The following is a 13,754-nucleotide window of genomic DNA, read 5'->3' on the forward strand; positions in this document are numbered from 1 at the left end:
TCGATCTGGCGCCCAACGTGATCGCATCGCCCGTGGCCATCGCCCGCAAGTCACTGTTCAAGCTGCACAACGGCGTGGGCCTTGGGGTCTTCGCGGTGGTGTTGATCTCGGCGTTGACCGGGGCGGTGCTGAGCTTTCGCGGGCCGCTGAAACAGCCGCCACCGAGCGCGCCTGTCGTCGCGGAGCACCTGCCGCTCGAGCAGATCATCGCGCGCGCGCAGGCGGCTGGCGACGGATCCCCGGCGACCGACGTGCAGCTCGCGCTCGAGCCCGAAGACCCGTATTTGGTCTGGCTCGACGATGACGCCGAGACCGAGGTGTTCCTGGATGGGGCCGGCAACGTGCTCGAGACCCGCGAGGGGCGGGGGCGGCTGACGCGGGTTTTGTTTCAGATCCACACGGGCGAGCTGCTGGGGTTGTTTGGCCAGGCCGTGATGGTGTGCGCGGCGCTGGGGTTGTGCCTGCTGGCGTGGTCGGGCGTCTTCATGTGGTGGTCGCGTCGACGCGCGAAACATCGTTGAGCTGCCTGGCCTTCGCGGCGCCGTATCTGCCGGCGTAGCAACCGGCAGTCGCGGCTATGCTGAGCGGCGATGCAGGTGCCGCACAACAATCCACGCGGGCGGGTCGCTGCGGTCGCCATCGCGCTGACGACGGCGTGCACCGCGGGCAACGGGATCACGAACTCGACGACGACGAACGCGTCGGGGACGACCGCGGACGAGGCCACGCAGACCGGCGCGGACACGGGCAGCGACACGGACACGTATACAGGCACGGGCACGGGCACGGACACGGGCAGCGACACGGACACGGACACGGGCGACACGCTGGACACGAGCGGCGAGTCCGAGACCGACACGGGTGGGCCCGTGTGCAGCGAGTTCGAGACCCTGGTGGGCGAGTGGGCGGGGATCGATCCGGCGCTGGTCGACTGCGGCGTCGTCGGTCCGCAGTCTTCCCAGCAAGCGTGGCAGCATGCCCACGACTGCGCCCTCGAGGCGAACGCCCTCGAGCAGTCGTTCAAGCTGGTGATGTGGCTGCAGGGGATCGACAGCCAGGTGGGGCTCGCGTACGTCGGGGTGGCGGGTGAGAGCTATCAGCTGACGCAGCTCCAGTGGGACAGCGATCCGTGCGGGGGCGGCGGGTGTGGCCCGGCGGCGGTGGCCAGGTCGTGCGCGGATCTGGTGTTGCTAGACGGCTGCGCGGTCGAGCCACCCAAGGCCTGCCTCGCGTGCGCTGGCGCGGGGCAAGCTGACTCGCTGTGCTAGGACCCCGCATGAGGCCCGCCGCTGAGCAGGCGCCGCGAGGGTTGAGCGCCACCGCCGGCGCGGGCGTTTCGTGCGACCACACCGCCGACGAGTCGTCGGAGAGACGGCCCGCAGATCGGGTGGCGTTCACCGACAGGAGCGGCGTTCACTGGTATTTCCGCAAGGCCGTCAAGGTCGAGCCGCCAACAGCCTCGGCGAAAACTGGTGGAACAGCATTCCTAATCATCGTGCAAACACGGTCGATGTAATCAGTCGAGAAGACATAATAAGTCGCGGGGAACGACTGGAGAACAGCGGCCTCTCGGACAGAAATTGTGTTGTGTCGCCTCCGATCTGGATGTCCGAAATGCCCTTTTGCCGGCGTTGTGCACCCTCCAGTGATGGTCGGTGCTGGCTGGTTCCAGGTCACTCGACCATAGACGCTTGTGAATTCACTATATCCATTTCGGTGACAGCGGGGCCGCAATTTTCATCAACACCGTGCCAGGACTGACCTGGAACCGCGGCAATCAGCCGCTTATTCGTTTGCGCTTGTAGATTGCGAACAACGTGCCATTCGCACTCCTGCGGCCCGCCAACTTTCCACGAATCCGAAAGGCGTACCGGATTGGCGAAGTTCCCTATCGCGTCTCGCACGGTCCTCCACTTCGGCAGCCCCCCCATCTCGTTCACGACGCTCGTCGTGGGATTGTGTCGGCAGTCCAGGGCAGCCAAGGCGCGGCGCGGGATCGGGCCGCCGGGCTCACGCCGGACCAACGCCGCGCCGCGTTGTTCGCCTCGGGCCAGCTCGCTCGGTGTAATGACGACGCGCTCACGTGGTGAGCGTGGCTGTCCTCGAGGAGGAGACGACGTTCACAACGTTCTGCTCTCTCAAAGAACGCTTGACATGCGCGCATCGCGTGCGTCACGCTGTGACAGCAATGTCATTCGAGAGATTTCGTAGTGCGTTTCTTGGATTGACCGTGATCGCGCTGTCCGCCTGCTCGCGCGAGGAACCCGTCTCGCCGCTCGGCGGTGAGTCCGGAGACACCGGCGGGGGCGAGGAGCAGCAGCCGCTGCCCGGCGGCGAAGATTGCGACGCCAACTGGTACGAGATCGATGGTGACCCCGTCCCCTACCAACAAAGCGGGCCCGAGGCGCTGAGTGGATTGCTGGCGAACTATCAGAGCCACATTGAATTCACCGCCCCCCCGAAGCGCGCGCCAACCTACGAGCCCACCCCGGCCGACCCCGTGTTCGCAAGCATGAGCTTCGAGACCTTCGCGGCCCGCTACGGTGAGCGTACAGGCAAGGACTGGTTCGTCGAGGGCGATCAACCCATGACCGAAGCCGACTTTCGGGCGCTGCACGAACGCCTGCGCGCCGAGGCGAGCGCCGCCGCCCCCAACACGCCGGTACCGGTCGCTGCTGCTTATGGCGTCGATGGCTTCGACGCCGCGTGGAGCTCCGGCCGCAAGCTCGCGCTGACGTGGTGTGTCGGCCGGATCATGCCCTCGCCGTCCACCGATCAAGAAGCGCACGAAGCCCGCTACGCACATATGGTAGAGACCGTCGAGTGGGCCACCCGGGCATGGGAACGGGCCGGCGACGTCAACTTCATCCACCTGTCCGAGTACGACAGCCCCGCCTCGCAGGGATCGGGCGAATGTCAGCCCGGTGAGAACGGGATCCACTTTCGCGTGCGCACCGGGCCCGAATGCACCGGGAGCTGCGGGGGCCATACATTCATCGAGGCGATCCCGCAGTACGAGTATACCGATCCGGCCGAGCTCGACGGGACCGCGGAGATCGTGTTTGGGCTGCAGCGGTTCTTCTGGAGCGTGGACGAAGGTCGCATCAACGCGCTGCACGAGCTCGGGCACATGATGGGCTTCACCCACGAACACCTGCGCTGGCTCGAAGATCAAGTCCCTGGCAGCTGCACGAACCTTCAGAATATCCCGTGGCGCGGGCTGACGCCCGAGGACCCGGACTCGGTGATGGGCGTCGACTCGTGCGTTGGCGTCAACAAGAACGTGCCGCGGCTGTCCGCGTGGGACCGGCTGGGGGCGTACTACCAATACACCTGGGGCCGGCGGCGCGCGTCGATGATGGGCGTCATCAGCCAGGTCGACGACTACGCGTATGACGGGACCGGGCAGACCGGGATCCTGTGGCAGACCAGCCGCAGCGCGCAGATTCAGCGCTGGACATCCACGAGCACGCCTGGTCAGCCGATTGAGTTTGCGGTGGACGAGCTGTGTGCCAACGGCGGCGTGCCGCCATGCGATGGGCCGTTTGACAGCGAGGGCCGGGTCCGACCGATCCCCGCGCTGCTCAGCGGGGGGGCGAGCGATCTGGATGTGCTCTTCCACGGGTCGGGGCCGGTGCTGGGGGACTCGGTGGCGGTCAACGATGGGGTCGGGCTCGAGCCGTTGAACCTGGAGCTGGACTGGTTCTCGGTGCCGGTGGTCGGGAGCTTTGGGGCGGGGAACGGGGATCAGGTGTTGATGTACCGGCCGGGCGGCGAGGGGGACGCATTGATGGTGTTCGAGGACGGAGACGTGACGACGCTGCCGATGAACTTTGCTGGGTATGCGTATCCGCTGGCGGGGCGGTTTCGCGGGTTCGGTGGGGGGCGGAATGATATTGTTTGGTATGATCCGCGGAACAATGAGGTGTCGACTTGGATGTGGAATCAGCCGAACTTCGGATTCAATGCCAATGGTCCCTCGGATGCTGACTCACTGGGTCTCGACGCTGGAGTGGAGTACACGCCCATTGTCGGTGACTTCAACGCAGATGCCATGACTGACATATTTTGGTACTCGGCCGGCAGCGGCGCCGACATCATGTGGTGGTCACAGAGCACTCCGTTCGCCATCCACTTCGCCGCGGCCGCTGCACAGGTCACTCATGACTATCGTCCCTTCGTGGGTGACTTTGACGCCAACGGCGCCGACGACATCCTCTGGTTCGCTGCTCACGCGGAGGCCGTACAGGTGACATCCAAGATCTGGTATTTCACCGAGGATGAGACCTATACGTCCCGCGTCTTGTCGACGCAGCAAGACTACAGCCCCTACGTGGCCGACTTCGACGACGACGGCTGCTCCGACATTCTGTGGTACAAACCCGACGACCCCAACCTCGAGAGCCCGATATGGCGATGTCTACCCAACGAGCGCGACTTCGCGTGCGACCCACCGCTCTCCACGCCGGCTGGGGCCTACCCCGTCGGCTTCGGAGGAGCCTACTGATGCGACGTCAAACCGTGATTTTGTTCGCCTTGCTGACCGCGTGCAGCGCACGGCCCGTGGACTCTGACTGCGACGGCATGTGCCAACCTGCCGGTCCCCGGTTCCCCGGAGTCGGGGAATGCAAGGAAGGGGTCTGCACCCCGACCTATGCGGCATGCTCGGCCATGGTTGACATCTCGACATGCGCCGAGGCGTGCGAGGCCCAGGGCAGCTCGTGCGCTGCCAACGGATGTGGTGGGTTCACGTATCAGATATTCTATGACATGGAGTTTTGTGAGGATCCTGTTGCGTATGGTGTCGAGCTCGAGGGCGAATGTGACGATCCCATTGACTGGCAGGTGAACGAGGCGGTCAAGTGTTGCTGCGAGCAGGAGTAGTGATGCGATGTCGAAGCTTGATCTTGTTCTCCTTCCTGACCGCGTGCAGCGCACGGACCGTGGACTCCGACTGCGACGGCATGTGCCAACCTGCCGGTCCCCGGTTCCCGGGGGTCGGGGAATGCAAGGAAGGCGTCTGCACCCCGACCTATGCGGAATGCTCGGCCATGGGTGACGTCTCGACATGCGGCGAGGCATGCGAGGTCCAGGGCAGTTTGTGTGCCGCCAACGGATGTGGCGGGTTCACCTATGAGATATTTTATGACATGGAGTTTTGTAAGGATCCTGCTTCGATCGGTGTCGAGATCGAGCGCGAATGTGACGATCCAATCGACTGGCAGCTGAACGAGGCGGTCAAGTGCTGCTGCGAGCAGGAGTAGAACGGCCCTACATGGCCGACTTCGATGACGACGGCTGCCCCAACCTCGAGAGCCCGCTATGGCGATGTCTACCGAACGAGCGCGACTTCGCGTGCGACCCACCGCTCACCACGCCGGCTGGGGCCTATCCTATCGGCTTCGGGGGAGCGTACTGATGCGACGTCGAAGCTTGATCCTGTTCTCCTTGCTGACCGCCTGCAGCGCTCGGCCTGTGGACTCTGACTGCGACGGCATGTGCCAACCTGCCGGCCCCAGGTTCCCCGGGGTCGGGGAATGCAAGCAAGGCGTCTGCACCCCGACCTATGCGGAGTGCTCGGCCATGGGTGACGTCTCGACATGCGCCGAGGCATGCGAGGCGCAGGGCAGCTCGTGCGTCGCCAACGGATGTGGTGGGTTCACGTATCGGATATTCTATAATATGACGTTTTGTGAGGACCCCGGTATCGATGGTGTCGAATACGAGCGCGAATGTGACGAGCCAATCGACTGGCAGGTGAACGAGGCGGTCAAGTGTTGCTGCGAGCAGGAGTAGTGATGCGATGTCGAAGCTTGATCTTGTTCTCCTTCCTGACCGCGTGCAGCGCACGGACCGTGGACTCTGACTGCGACAGCATGTGCCAACTCGCCGGTCCCGACTACCCCGGGGTCGGGGAGTGCAAGGAAGGCGTCTGCACCCCGACCTATGCGGAGTGCTCGGCCATGGGTGACGTCTCGACATGCGCCGAGGCATGCGAGGCGCAGGGCAGCTCGTGCGTCGCCAACGGATGTGGTGGGTTCACGTATCGGATATTCTATGATATGGAGTTTTGTGAGGCTCCTGATGCGATCGGTACCAAGCTCGGGGGCGAATGCGACGAGCTAATTGACTGGCAGGTGAACGAGGCGGTCAAGTGCTGCTGCGAGCAGGAGTACTGATGCGACGTCGAAGCTTGATCTTGTTCTCCTTCCTGACCGCGTGCAGCGCACGGACCGTGGACTCTGACTGCGACAGCATGTGCCAACTCGCCGGTCCCGACTACCCCGGGGTCGGGGAGTGCAAGGAAGGCGTCTGCACCCCGACCTATGCGGAGTGCTCGGCCATGGGTGACGTCTCGACATGCGCCGAGGCATGCGAGGCCCAGGGCAGTTCGTGTGTCGCCAACGGATGTGGTGGGTACACGTATCGGATATTTTACGACATGATGTTTTGTGAGGCTCCTACTGCGATCGGTGTCGAGATCGAGCGCGAATGTGACGAGCCAATCGACTGGCAGCTGAACGAGGCGGTCAAGTGTTGCTGCGAGCAGGAGTACTGATGCGACGTCGAAGCGTGATCTTTTCGCCTTGCTCACCGCCTGCAGCGCTCAGCACGAGCACGACGACGACTCTCATCGGCGGATCGCGCGACGGTCCGGGGCGCGAGTCATCAGGCGATCTCCGCCAACGACATGGGGTCGGTATGGGTGCTCACCGACCGGCCCGCCATGCGACGAAACGTGAGGCTGATGCGCGGCCCCACGGGCTGCTTGGTCTTCGGCACCCCGTGGGTCGCTACGGTATTGGTGAGCCCGCGCATCTCCAACAGGCTGCCGTCCTCCAAATGCAGAACGTGACGCGCTTTGGTGGCCCGGTGCTTGATAGCGAACTTGCGCACCGCTCCCAGGCTCACCATCAAGATCGGCGCGTCTGGATCGAGGTCGTCCTCGTCGTCCGCGTGTGGAGCGATGCTGTGGCTCCCGTCTTGATACAAGTTCGCCAGCACAGCGTGTTGGGGACCATGGTCCCGCTCCACGAGCGCGCGGATCTTGTCTAGCGTCGGCGTCCACGGCCGGCACGGGTGCTGCTGTCCCGAGTAGCTGTAGGTGCAGCCGTCATCCGCATGCCATGCAACCAACCGCGGAACGGGGTGCTAGCGACCGAACACCCGGATCCTCGGCTGGTGCCAGGCAGCCTCGCGCATCACGGCCTCGAACAGTCGACTGCTCAGGTCGGGCGGGATGAACTGCGGCGTGTAGGCGACGTCGACGCCGTCCTGCTTGATCTCGGTCCGGAACACGAGGCGCGGAGCTTACCCGCCGTGTCCACGAAAAGGCAGTGTCAGCGCCGGAGCGGGCACCCTGGTGTTCTTGACCGCGCGGATCCAGACAAACGCGCCCTCGCTGCTCGGTGTCAGCACGTCGAAGCCAAGCCGGCCCAAACTGTCGCGGAACGCGTCCAGGTCCTCGAAGTAGTTCGCGGGCTCCCAGATGTGCAAGGTGGCATCCAGCCGCAGGCATCGGTGTGCTTCGCGGATGTAGTCCGTGAAGTTGGATCCCATGAGCGAGAGGCAGAAGATCGCTACGTCCAACACGCCGTCGTCGAGCGGCACAGACGCGATGTCGCACGCGACCACGCCCTCAGCGAGAGCGACGTGGTCGAAGCTGTGGACCTGGTGTCGCTCGGAGACTGCCTGCGCCAGCAGAGCCTCGCCGCAGCCGAAGTCGCCAACGACCAGGCCTTCGCGCGCCATCAGCCAGCGAATCTCTTCCTTGTACGGCACCACCACCCACGACTCGCGCAGCTCACGATACAGGGTGTGGTAGTGCGCCCACTCCTCGGGGTTCGAGGCGAGGCGGGCGTGGGTGAGCTGGCTCGACGAGGCGTACCAGCGGTTGTTGACCCGCGAGAAGTCCCCGTAGGTGCTGACCCGGCGCTTGACCTCGCTGGGCTCACCCGAGAGCGGGATCTTGATCTCTGGCCGGACCACCACTTGGATCTCGCCCGACTCCAACCGGCTCAGCCAGTCCATGATGTCCTGCTGGGCTTGAGTCGGCGTCCGCAGGTTTCCTTCCGGGACCACGCCGTCCACGGCTGCGTCGGCGATCGACTTCTTGTACTCGAGGCGATCGAGCTTGGACTCGCAGTACGACCAGCGCACGCCGTTGACGACCGCGTAGGTCACCGGGATGACCACCGTGATCTTGTCGAACCTGCTGCCCTGCCGCCACAGACGGCCACGGAGCTGCTCGTACTGCGCGTTGGTCCACGGCAGGGCGTTGATGATCAGCTTGTTGCAGACATGCTGAAGCCCGTCGACGCCGGTGGCGATCCGGCTCGACGCGATCAGCACGTCGATCGTGCCGTCTTGCTGCTTGAATTCGTCGAGCGCCGTGTCGTCGACGCCACCCACGCACAGGCCGACGCTAAACCCGGCATCCGCGATCGCCTCGCGGAGCTGGTCGACGATGCCATCGACGTAGTGGGTGTAGACGATCGCCTTTTCGCCGTGCTGCAGGTGCTCCAAGATCGCGGGCAGGCGTACGCGCGTGAGCACCCGCTCGAGGTCCAGCACCGAGCCACGACCCACCTTGCGGATCTCGTCGAGGAACGGCCCGCAGTCGACCTGCGGCCGCGTACCCTCGTCGAGCTGCATCTTGTATGGCGGCTTGTAGCGGGTGCCGAGGGTCACCAGGCGCTGGTAGAGGCGCATGCAGTTCTGCACGGTCGCCTTGGTCTCGAGGTCGTCATGGCGATGACCGGTGATCATCTCGATCAGGCTCTTCCCCTCTTGCAAGGTGTTGATCACCGGGGTGCCAGACATCCCGAGCACGCACAGCTCGGGGTTCTTCTTGCCGGAGTCGAGCACGAGGCCTTGCACGAGCTTCTTGCGCCTGCTCATTGTCGTGCCGGCGTCGCGCTGCTTGGCGTAGTGGATCTCGTCGATGACGATGAAGTCCACGATGTTGCGGTCGAGAAACGCCACCAGCTTCTCTTCTGAGGTCGGCTGCTGGAACTGCTCGTAGTTCATCACCACATAGCGCGGCGAATTGGTCAGTGGGTGGTTCCACTCCGGGGTCCAGGTCTTCTTGGCCACCTCGCAGTGGGGGAAGGCGTTGCGCACCTCCGTCTCCCAGTTGTCGACCACGGCGTTGGGGCAGCAGATCACCGTGAGCCCGGCGCCCACGACTCGGGTCGCAAGCACGGCGCTGAGGGTCTTGCCTGCCCCCATGCCCGACCAGTTGAACGGGGCCGCGCTGGCCGGGAGTGCTCCGGGGTTGGATCCGAACGGGGGTCGCACGGGCTGGAGGTGGGCCGAGGTTGGATCCGAACGGGGCCGCGCTGCCCGGGAGTGGTCCGGGGTTGGACGCCCGCGGGCAGGCTTGGGCTACCTCCGCGGACTTTCCGCCGGCCTCGGCACGGACGGGGACTACCCAGGACCATGTCCCGGACGCCCGCGGACAGGCTTGGGCTACCTTCGCGGACTTTCCGCCGACCTCGGTACGGACGGACGCTACCCAGGAGTATGTCCCGGACGCCCGCGGGCAGGTTTGGGCTACCTTCGCGGACTTCCCGCCGACCTCGGCACGGACGGACGATACCCAGGGGTATGTCTCGGACGTCCGCGGGCAGGTTTGGGCTACCTTCGCGGACTTCCCGCCGACCTCGGCACGGACGGAAGGTACCCAGACGTATGTCTCGGACGCCCCCGAGCAGTCCCGGCCTACCTTCGCGGACTTCCCGCCGACCTCGGCACGGACGGAAGCTAGCGGGAGGCAGCAGCGCCAGCAGTGTGAGCGCGACCGCGAGCCCAGGCTGTAGCTCACCGCAAGTCCGAGCCCGCGCTCGCTCCCCGGCGCCCGAGCTCCGCGACCAGGGTTGCGAGCACGCGCTCGAGCAGCCCCAACTCTGCGCGGGAGCGTCCGATCAGCAGCCCACTGACGCGGGCAGTCGCTTCAGTCACGTCGTCGAGTTCGAAGCTAGCGAACAACGCCGCCACCGAGAGAAGACTGCTGGCACGGGGAGCTTGCACCCCGTGAAATTCGCCGCCGCGACAAGCCGCAGAAACCTAGCCCAGTGTGTCAGGCGCCGGCTAGTGTTGCACGAATTCCTAGGTTGATCATTGGCTGGCGGAAGCCTAGAGAGAGCAGTATGGTCCACACAATCGCGTTCGCCATCATCGCGGCGCTACCGAGTGCCACAACGCTCAACCCGGATTCGGTGGAGGTAATCCAGTCTGGAGATTCAGCCCAGTTGGTGATCCTGGACGAGGACGGCGTCCAGTCTGGATCTGTGGTCCTTTGGGTCGAGCCGGACGAATCCCTTACAATGGTATTCGACTACCCGGACGGCTGGGCCCAAGCAACCATCACGGATGCCGTTGCGTTCGATCCTGATTCCACTCTAACGCCCGCTCAGATTGCGCAGCGTCTCCAGGCTGTAAAAGCAGCGCTCGGGCACGAAGTGCCCGACTACGGAACCCACCCACAAAAGGGTTGGGTGCCATGCGCGTTTGGGATTGTGTCAACCGCAATTCTGCTCGCTCAAGCGAATCCATTGGGGTTGGCCGCGGGGTATAACGCAGCTTGCTCTTGTGCCCCCCATCTCTCCAAGGAATTCAAGGACATCAAGTGTCCGGGCTACTAGAGACGCCACGGGTGCCGTGGTACGCAACGGCCTCCGCCGTCACAATCGGGCTAGCCGCGCTCTACCTGGCAGTGGTTCCGATAGTGGCCGGGCGATGGCAAGATGCGCTGATGCCTTCGGGGTTGGCGATCGTCTCAATCCTGGCGTGGTGGTCCATGCGCCGTCAACAGGACACCAACGGAGCCGACGCAATGTTAGGGCTCGTCATGTTATGGGTCGCCTACGTTTGTGCACTGCGCACATGAGGCTTCACCTTGCGACGCTGTTGGTGATCGCGTGTTGTGCCTGCGCGCCCGACGACGAGTACCCGCCGCTCCTCAATCACGCCGGCGATCCATGCCGCTCCCCCTACCCGAGCTGCCTCGACGACGAGATGGTTCGCGAGTGCGTCGATGAGATCTGGGTCGACCGCAGCTGCGAGGAGAGTTGCGCGGAGCTGGGACCCGCGATGCTGTCCATGGGCTGCGTCAGCGACGGACCGCTAGAGAACTGCGCGTGTGTGCCCGAACCGGGCGCGTGCGCTCCAAGGAGTACGGCGTGCGAGTCCGACACCGAGCTTGGCTACTGTGAGACCGGGCAAGTCGGGGTCGTCTAGTCGTGCGAAAGCTCGTGTGCGGCGAGCCTGGTCGACTTTGGATCCGCCGGTCGCGGAGGATCGGCCACACGAACATGACCGCGATCGGGAGCCCCGCGAACGCGGCCCCATACTCGACGGTGATCGCCGCAGACGCGAGCACGGCCCCCAACCCGACCACGCGCGAGGAGCCTCGCTCGACGCCACGCAACGAGTAGAGGTCGAGCGGCTCGCTCGGGGCTCGGGCCGGGCTAGGCGCTCACGCGTCGCGCCGCGACGGATCGCGCGGGGGCGGTGCGATCCCAGATGACCTGCGGCGGCCCCAACAGCTGCTCCGCCAGCCCCAGCGTGCGCTGGCTGTCGAGATCTTCGGGCAGGTAGATGCCCGGCGCCGCGCGGCGCAGCTCGTGCCAGCCCGCGAGCACGCCCGCGCTGACCTGCAACAGCGTCGCGTTGGTCGAGTAGGGCAGGGCATCGGCGACCGCCGTCTGCCAGCCGATCCACAGCTCACCCAGGGTGTGGCTGCACAGCAGCAGGCCCACGCGGTTGAAACCAGTGAGATCGCCCAGGTGGTCCGGCGGGTACAAGCGCCTGGTTTGCCACTGCGCAGCGGTGCGATCCGGGGACGCCGCGAGCGAGGCTTCGGACGCGGGCGGAAGCCGATAGCAATAGGCCAGGTCCACGCTCGGGTACATGGCGCCGAGGCTGACCAGCTCTTCGTGGGGGACGAGGTGGCCGCGGATCAGCTCATCGCCGCAGCGGGCTTCGTACAGCGCCCGGTGGGGAGCGTGGGACAAGATCTCGAGCTCGCCGCTGGCGGTGATCATCGCCTCGGGCTCGAGCAGCTCCTCGAGGCAGCCGCCGGGGCTCCACGTACACGGGAACCGCTCGCTGGCGGGCTCGAGCGCCTTGCTGGTGGTCGTCGCGTCGATCTCGGTGAACAGCAGGGTGTGGAGATCCAGCTCGTTGAGGCTGGGCGGGCGACCGCTGAGCGCAGCGAGCTCGTTGAGCCCGCGGGCGACCAGCAGGTTGATCAGCCCCGGGTTCATGCCCATGCACAGCAGGTGCACGCCGGCCTCGATGTCTGGCGGATCAAACAGATCCTGGGCGCGGACCATGCAACGCGCGCCGTCGGGGTTGAGGCGCGCGACGGCGCTCCAGTCGTCGTAGGCGGTGGTCAGATAGTTCGCGCCGGCTTCAGCGCAGGCGCTCATGCAGTCCCGGGTCCCGACCGCGGCGAGCTCGATGACCTCGTCGGGGCGGTGTTCGCGGAGTACGGAGGCGAGGTCCTGCTTGTGCTCGAGCCGCTGGGCGGGGAGCCAGCGCGCGCAGGCGGGCATCGGTATCGGGTCGCGCGCGGGATCGCTGTCGAGCAACAGCAGCTCCGAGGTGCCCGGCAACAGCGAGCGGCCTAGCGGATGACCGGCGAGAAGCGCTAGGGTGGCGCGTCCGACTCCGCCGGCGGCGCCAAGCACCAGCACCTTGCGGGTCGTCGGCACAGATACGCGATCATTAGCCAAGGCCGGGCCAGTATGGCCCACGACGTGCGCATCCGTCGAGCGCCCCGCCACCGCCCCTCGAATTCACCAACGTGTCCGACCAGACGATCACAGAGCCATTTAGCCAGGGCGTCAGCATCAGCTACGCGATCGAGCGCGTGATCGTGGAGGGCCAGACCAAGTTTCAGCACTACATGATCGCGGACACGCCTGGCTACGGCCGCGCGCTGTTCCTCGATCGACTGATCCAGTCGTCCGAGTCCGACGAGCCACTCTATCACGAGCCGCTGATCCACCCGGCCGCGGTGCTGTCGGGCGGCCCCAAGCGGGTGTTGGTCGCGGGCACGGGCGAGGGCGCGACGCTGCGCGAGCTGCTCAAGCATCCCAGCGTCGAGCACATCCTCGCGGTCGACCTCGACGCCGAGGTCGTGCAGGTCTGCAAGCAGCACCTGCCGAGCTGGCATGAGGGCGCCTTCGATGACCCGCGGGTCGAGCTGCGCTACGAGGACATCCAGACCACGCTCGCCCGCTCGAAGGACGGCGAGTGGGACATGATCGTGCTCGACATCACCGATCCGGTCGAGGATGGCCCGTCGCTGGATGTGTTCACGATCCAGTTCTACGCCGAGGTCGCGCGCGCGCTGGCCGATGATGGGATCGTGACCATGCAGTGCGGCGAGCTGGATCCGGTTGACATGCGCGTGTGCAGGTCGGTGCGGACCTGCCTGTCCGCGGTGTTTCCCTGGGTTCGGATCCTGCAAACGTATGTGCCGTCATTTCACTCGCTGTGGGGCATTGGGATCTGCGCGAAGCGGGCCTTCGATCTGGATCCGCCCGATCTCGACCAGCGGATCGCCGCGGTTCCGGGGCTGCGCGTCTACGACATCCACTCGCACGCGGCGCTGGTCCACATGCCCAAGTTGCTGCGCGAGCGGCTCGAGCAGCCGGGCCAGGTGGTCACGGGTCGCGGCGAGGAGCGGTTGATAAGCTACGACGTGAAGGGGACGGGCATCGTCGATGACGAGAGCTGATCGG

18 protein-coding genes are annotated in these 13,754 nt (G+C 65.4%); 12 read left to right on the forward strand and 6 right to left on the reverse strand.

The genetic code is table 11. The features are described from left to right. Nucleotides 1-32 precede the first annotated feature (32 nt). Both DB30_RS03810 and DB30_RS03815 read left to right on the forward strand, forming a co-directional pair. A complete protein-coding gene (locus DB30_RS03810; protein WP_052546600.1) occupies nucleotides 33-521 on the forward strand; it encodes a PepSY-associated TM helix domain-containing protein in 489 nt (162 codons plus the stop codon). 69 nt (nucleotides 522-590) lie between these two features. Next, nucleotides 591-1,268: a hypothetical protein gene (locus tag DB30_RS03815; protein ID WP_052546601.1), complete on the forward strand. Its 678-nt coding sequence runs from the start codon at nucleotides 591-593 to the stop codon at nucleotides 1,266-1,268. Between the two features lie 145 nt (nucleotides 1,269-1,413). On the opposite strand, the gene DB30_RS43010 is transcribed toward DB30_RS03815, so the two are convergent. Beyond that, nucleotides 1,414-1,677, reverse strand: coding sequence for a DNA cytosine methyltransferase (locus DB30_RS43010; RefSeq protein WP_205632901.1), 264 nt, complete (start codon nucleotides 1,675-1,677; stop codon nucleotides 1,414-1,416). A gap of 281 nt (nucleotides 1,678-1,958) precedes the next feature. Between DB30_RS43010 and DB30_RS42700 the strand changes: the two genes are divergently transcribed. The 7 genes from DB30_RS42700 (at nucleotide 1,959) to DB30_RS03850 (ending at nucleotide 6,559) form a co-directional block, all read left to right on the forward strand. After that, the gene (locus tag DB30_RS42700; protein WP_276204327.1) at nucleotides 1,959-2,090 is read left to right on the forward strand and encodes a hypothetical protein; all 132 of its coding nucleotides are present in this window, start codon (nucleotides 1,959-1,961) and stop codon (nucleotides 2,088-2,090) included. Nucleotides 2,091-2,230: 140 nt separating this feature from the next. Next, nucleotides 2,231-4,507, forward strand: a complete 2,277-nt coding sequence (locus tag DB30_RS03825; protein ID WP_146657984.1) for an FG-GAP repeat domain-containing protein — start codon at nucleotides 2,231-2,233, stop codon at nucleotides 4,505-4,507. Beyond that, nucleotides 4,507-4,884 (forward strand): hypothetical protein, encoded by a 378-nt coding sequence (locus tag DB30_RS03830; protein WP_146657985.1) that lies wholly within the window; start codon nucleotides 4,507-4,509, stop codon nucleotides 4,882-4,884. Before DB30_RS03825 ends, DB30_RS03830 begins: the two co-directional genes overlap by 1 nt. Before the next feature lie 2 nt (nucleotides 4,885-4,886). Then, nucleotides 4,887-5,264 (forward strand): hypothetical protein, encoded by a 378-nt coding sequence (locus tag DB30_RS03835; RefSeq protein WP_146657986.1) that lies wholly within the window; start codon nucleotides 4,887-4,889, stop codon nucleotides 5,262-5,264. A 154-nt stretch (nucleotides 5,265-5,418) separates the two neighbouring features. After that, a complete protein-coding gene (locus tag DB30_RS03840) occupies nucleotides 5,419-5,796 on the forward strand; it encodes a hypothetical protein (protein ID WP_146657987.1) in 378 nt (125 codons plus the stop codon). Between the two features lie 2 nt (nucleotides 5,797-5,798). Continuing rightward, entirely contained in the window at nucleotides 5,799-6,179 is a 381-nt protein-coding gene (locus DB30_RS03845; RefSeq protein WP_146657988.1) for a hypothetical protein, read from the forward strand. Next, entirely contained in the window at nucleotides 6,179-6,559 is a 381-nt protein-coding gene (locus tag DB30_RS03850) for a hypothetical protein (RefSeq protein WP_146657989.1), read from the forward strand. Before DB30_RS03845 ends, DB30_RS03850 begins: the two co-directional genes overlap by 1 nt. A 110-nt stretch (nucleotides 6,560-6,669) precedes the next feature. Here DB30_RS03850 and DB30_RS03855 read toward each other — a convergent pair whose 3' ends face one another. From DB30_RS03855 to DB30_RS03870, 4 genes are all read right to left on the reverse strand, one after another. Next, entirely contained in the window at nucleotides 6,670-7,137 is a 468-nt protein-coding gene (locus DB30_RS03855; protein WP_052546609.1) for an alpha-ketoglutarate-dependent dioxygenase AlkB, read from the reverse strand. A gap of 15 nt (nucleotides 7,138-7,152) precedes the next feature. After that, nucleotides 7,153-7,299, reverse strand: coding sequence for a hypothetical protein (locus DB30_RS03860; RefSeq protein WP_153258210.1), 147 nt, complete (start codon nucleotides 7,297-7,299; stop codon nucleotides 7,153-7,155). 12 nt (nucleotides 7,300-7,311) lie between these two features. Then, nucleotides 7,312-9,300 (reverse strand): helicase-related protein, encoded by a 1,989-nt coding sequence (locus tag DB30_RS03865; protein ID WP_146657990.1) that lies wholly within the window; start codon nucleotides 9,298-9,300, stop codon nucleotides 7,312-7,314. 522 nt (nucleotides 9,301-9,822) lie between these two features. Next, nucleotides 9,823-9,963: a hypothetical protein gene (locus DB30_RS03870; protein WP_153258212.1), complete on the reverse strand. Its 141-nt coding sequence runs from the start codon at nucleotides 9,961-9,963 to the stop codon at nucleotides 9,823-9,825. Between the two features lie 188 nt (nucleotides 9,964-10,151). Here DB30_RS03870 and DB30_RS03875 point away from each other — a divergent pair, with 188 nt between their 5' ends. Together DB30_RS03875 and DB30_RS03880 are read left to right on the forward strand one after the other, a co-directional pair. Next, on the forward strand, nucleotides 10,152-10,646 hold the full coding sequence (locus DB30_RS03875) for a hypothetical protein (protein ID WP_052546612.1): 495 nt from the start codon (nucleotides 10,152-10,154) through the stop codon (nucleotides 10,644-10,646). Between the two features lie 241 nt (nucleotides 10,647-10,887). Further along, complete coding sequence (locus DB30_RS03880; RefSeq protein ID WP_052546613.1) at nucleotides 10,888-11,241, forward strand: hypothetical protein; 354 nt, start codon at nucleotides 10,888-10,890, stop codon at nucleotides 11,239-11,241. A gap of 230 nt (nucleotides 11,242-11,471) precedes the next feature. Here DB30_RS03880 and DB30_RS03885 read toward each other — a convergent pair whose 3' ends face one another. Continuing rightward, entirely contained in the window at nucleotides 11,472-12,620 is a 1,149-nt protein-coding gene (locus tag DB30_RS03885; protein WP_146657991.1) for a homospermidine synthase, read from the reverse strand. Between the two features lie 191 nt (nucleotides 12,621-12,811). Here DB30_RS03885 and DB30_RS03890 point away from each other — a divergent pair, with 191 nt between their 5' ends. Next, nucleotides 12,812-13,750 (forward strand): spermine/spermidine synthase domain-containing protein, encoded by a 939-nt coding sequence (locus DB30_RS03890; protein WP_052546615.1) that lies wholly within the window; start codon nucleotides 12,812-12,814, stop codon nucleotides 13,748-13,750. Nucleotides 13,751-13,754: the final 4 nt, after the last annotated feature.

Source organism: Enhygromyxa salina, from assembly GCF_000737335.2.
Taxonomy (GTDB): domain Bacteria; phylum Myxococcota_A; class Polyangia; order Nannocystales; family Nannocystaceae; genus Plesiocystis; species Plesiocystis salina_C.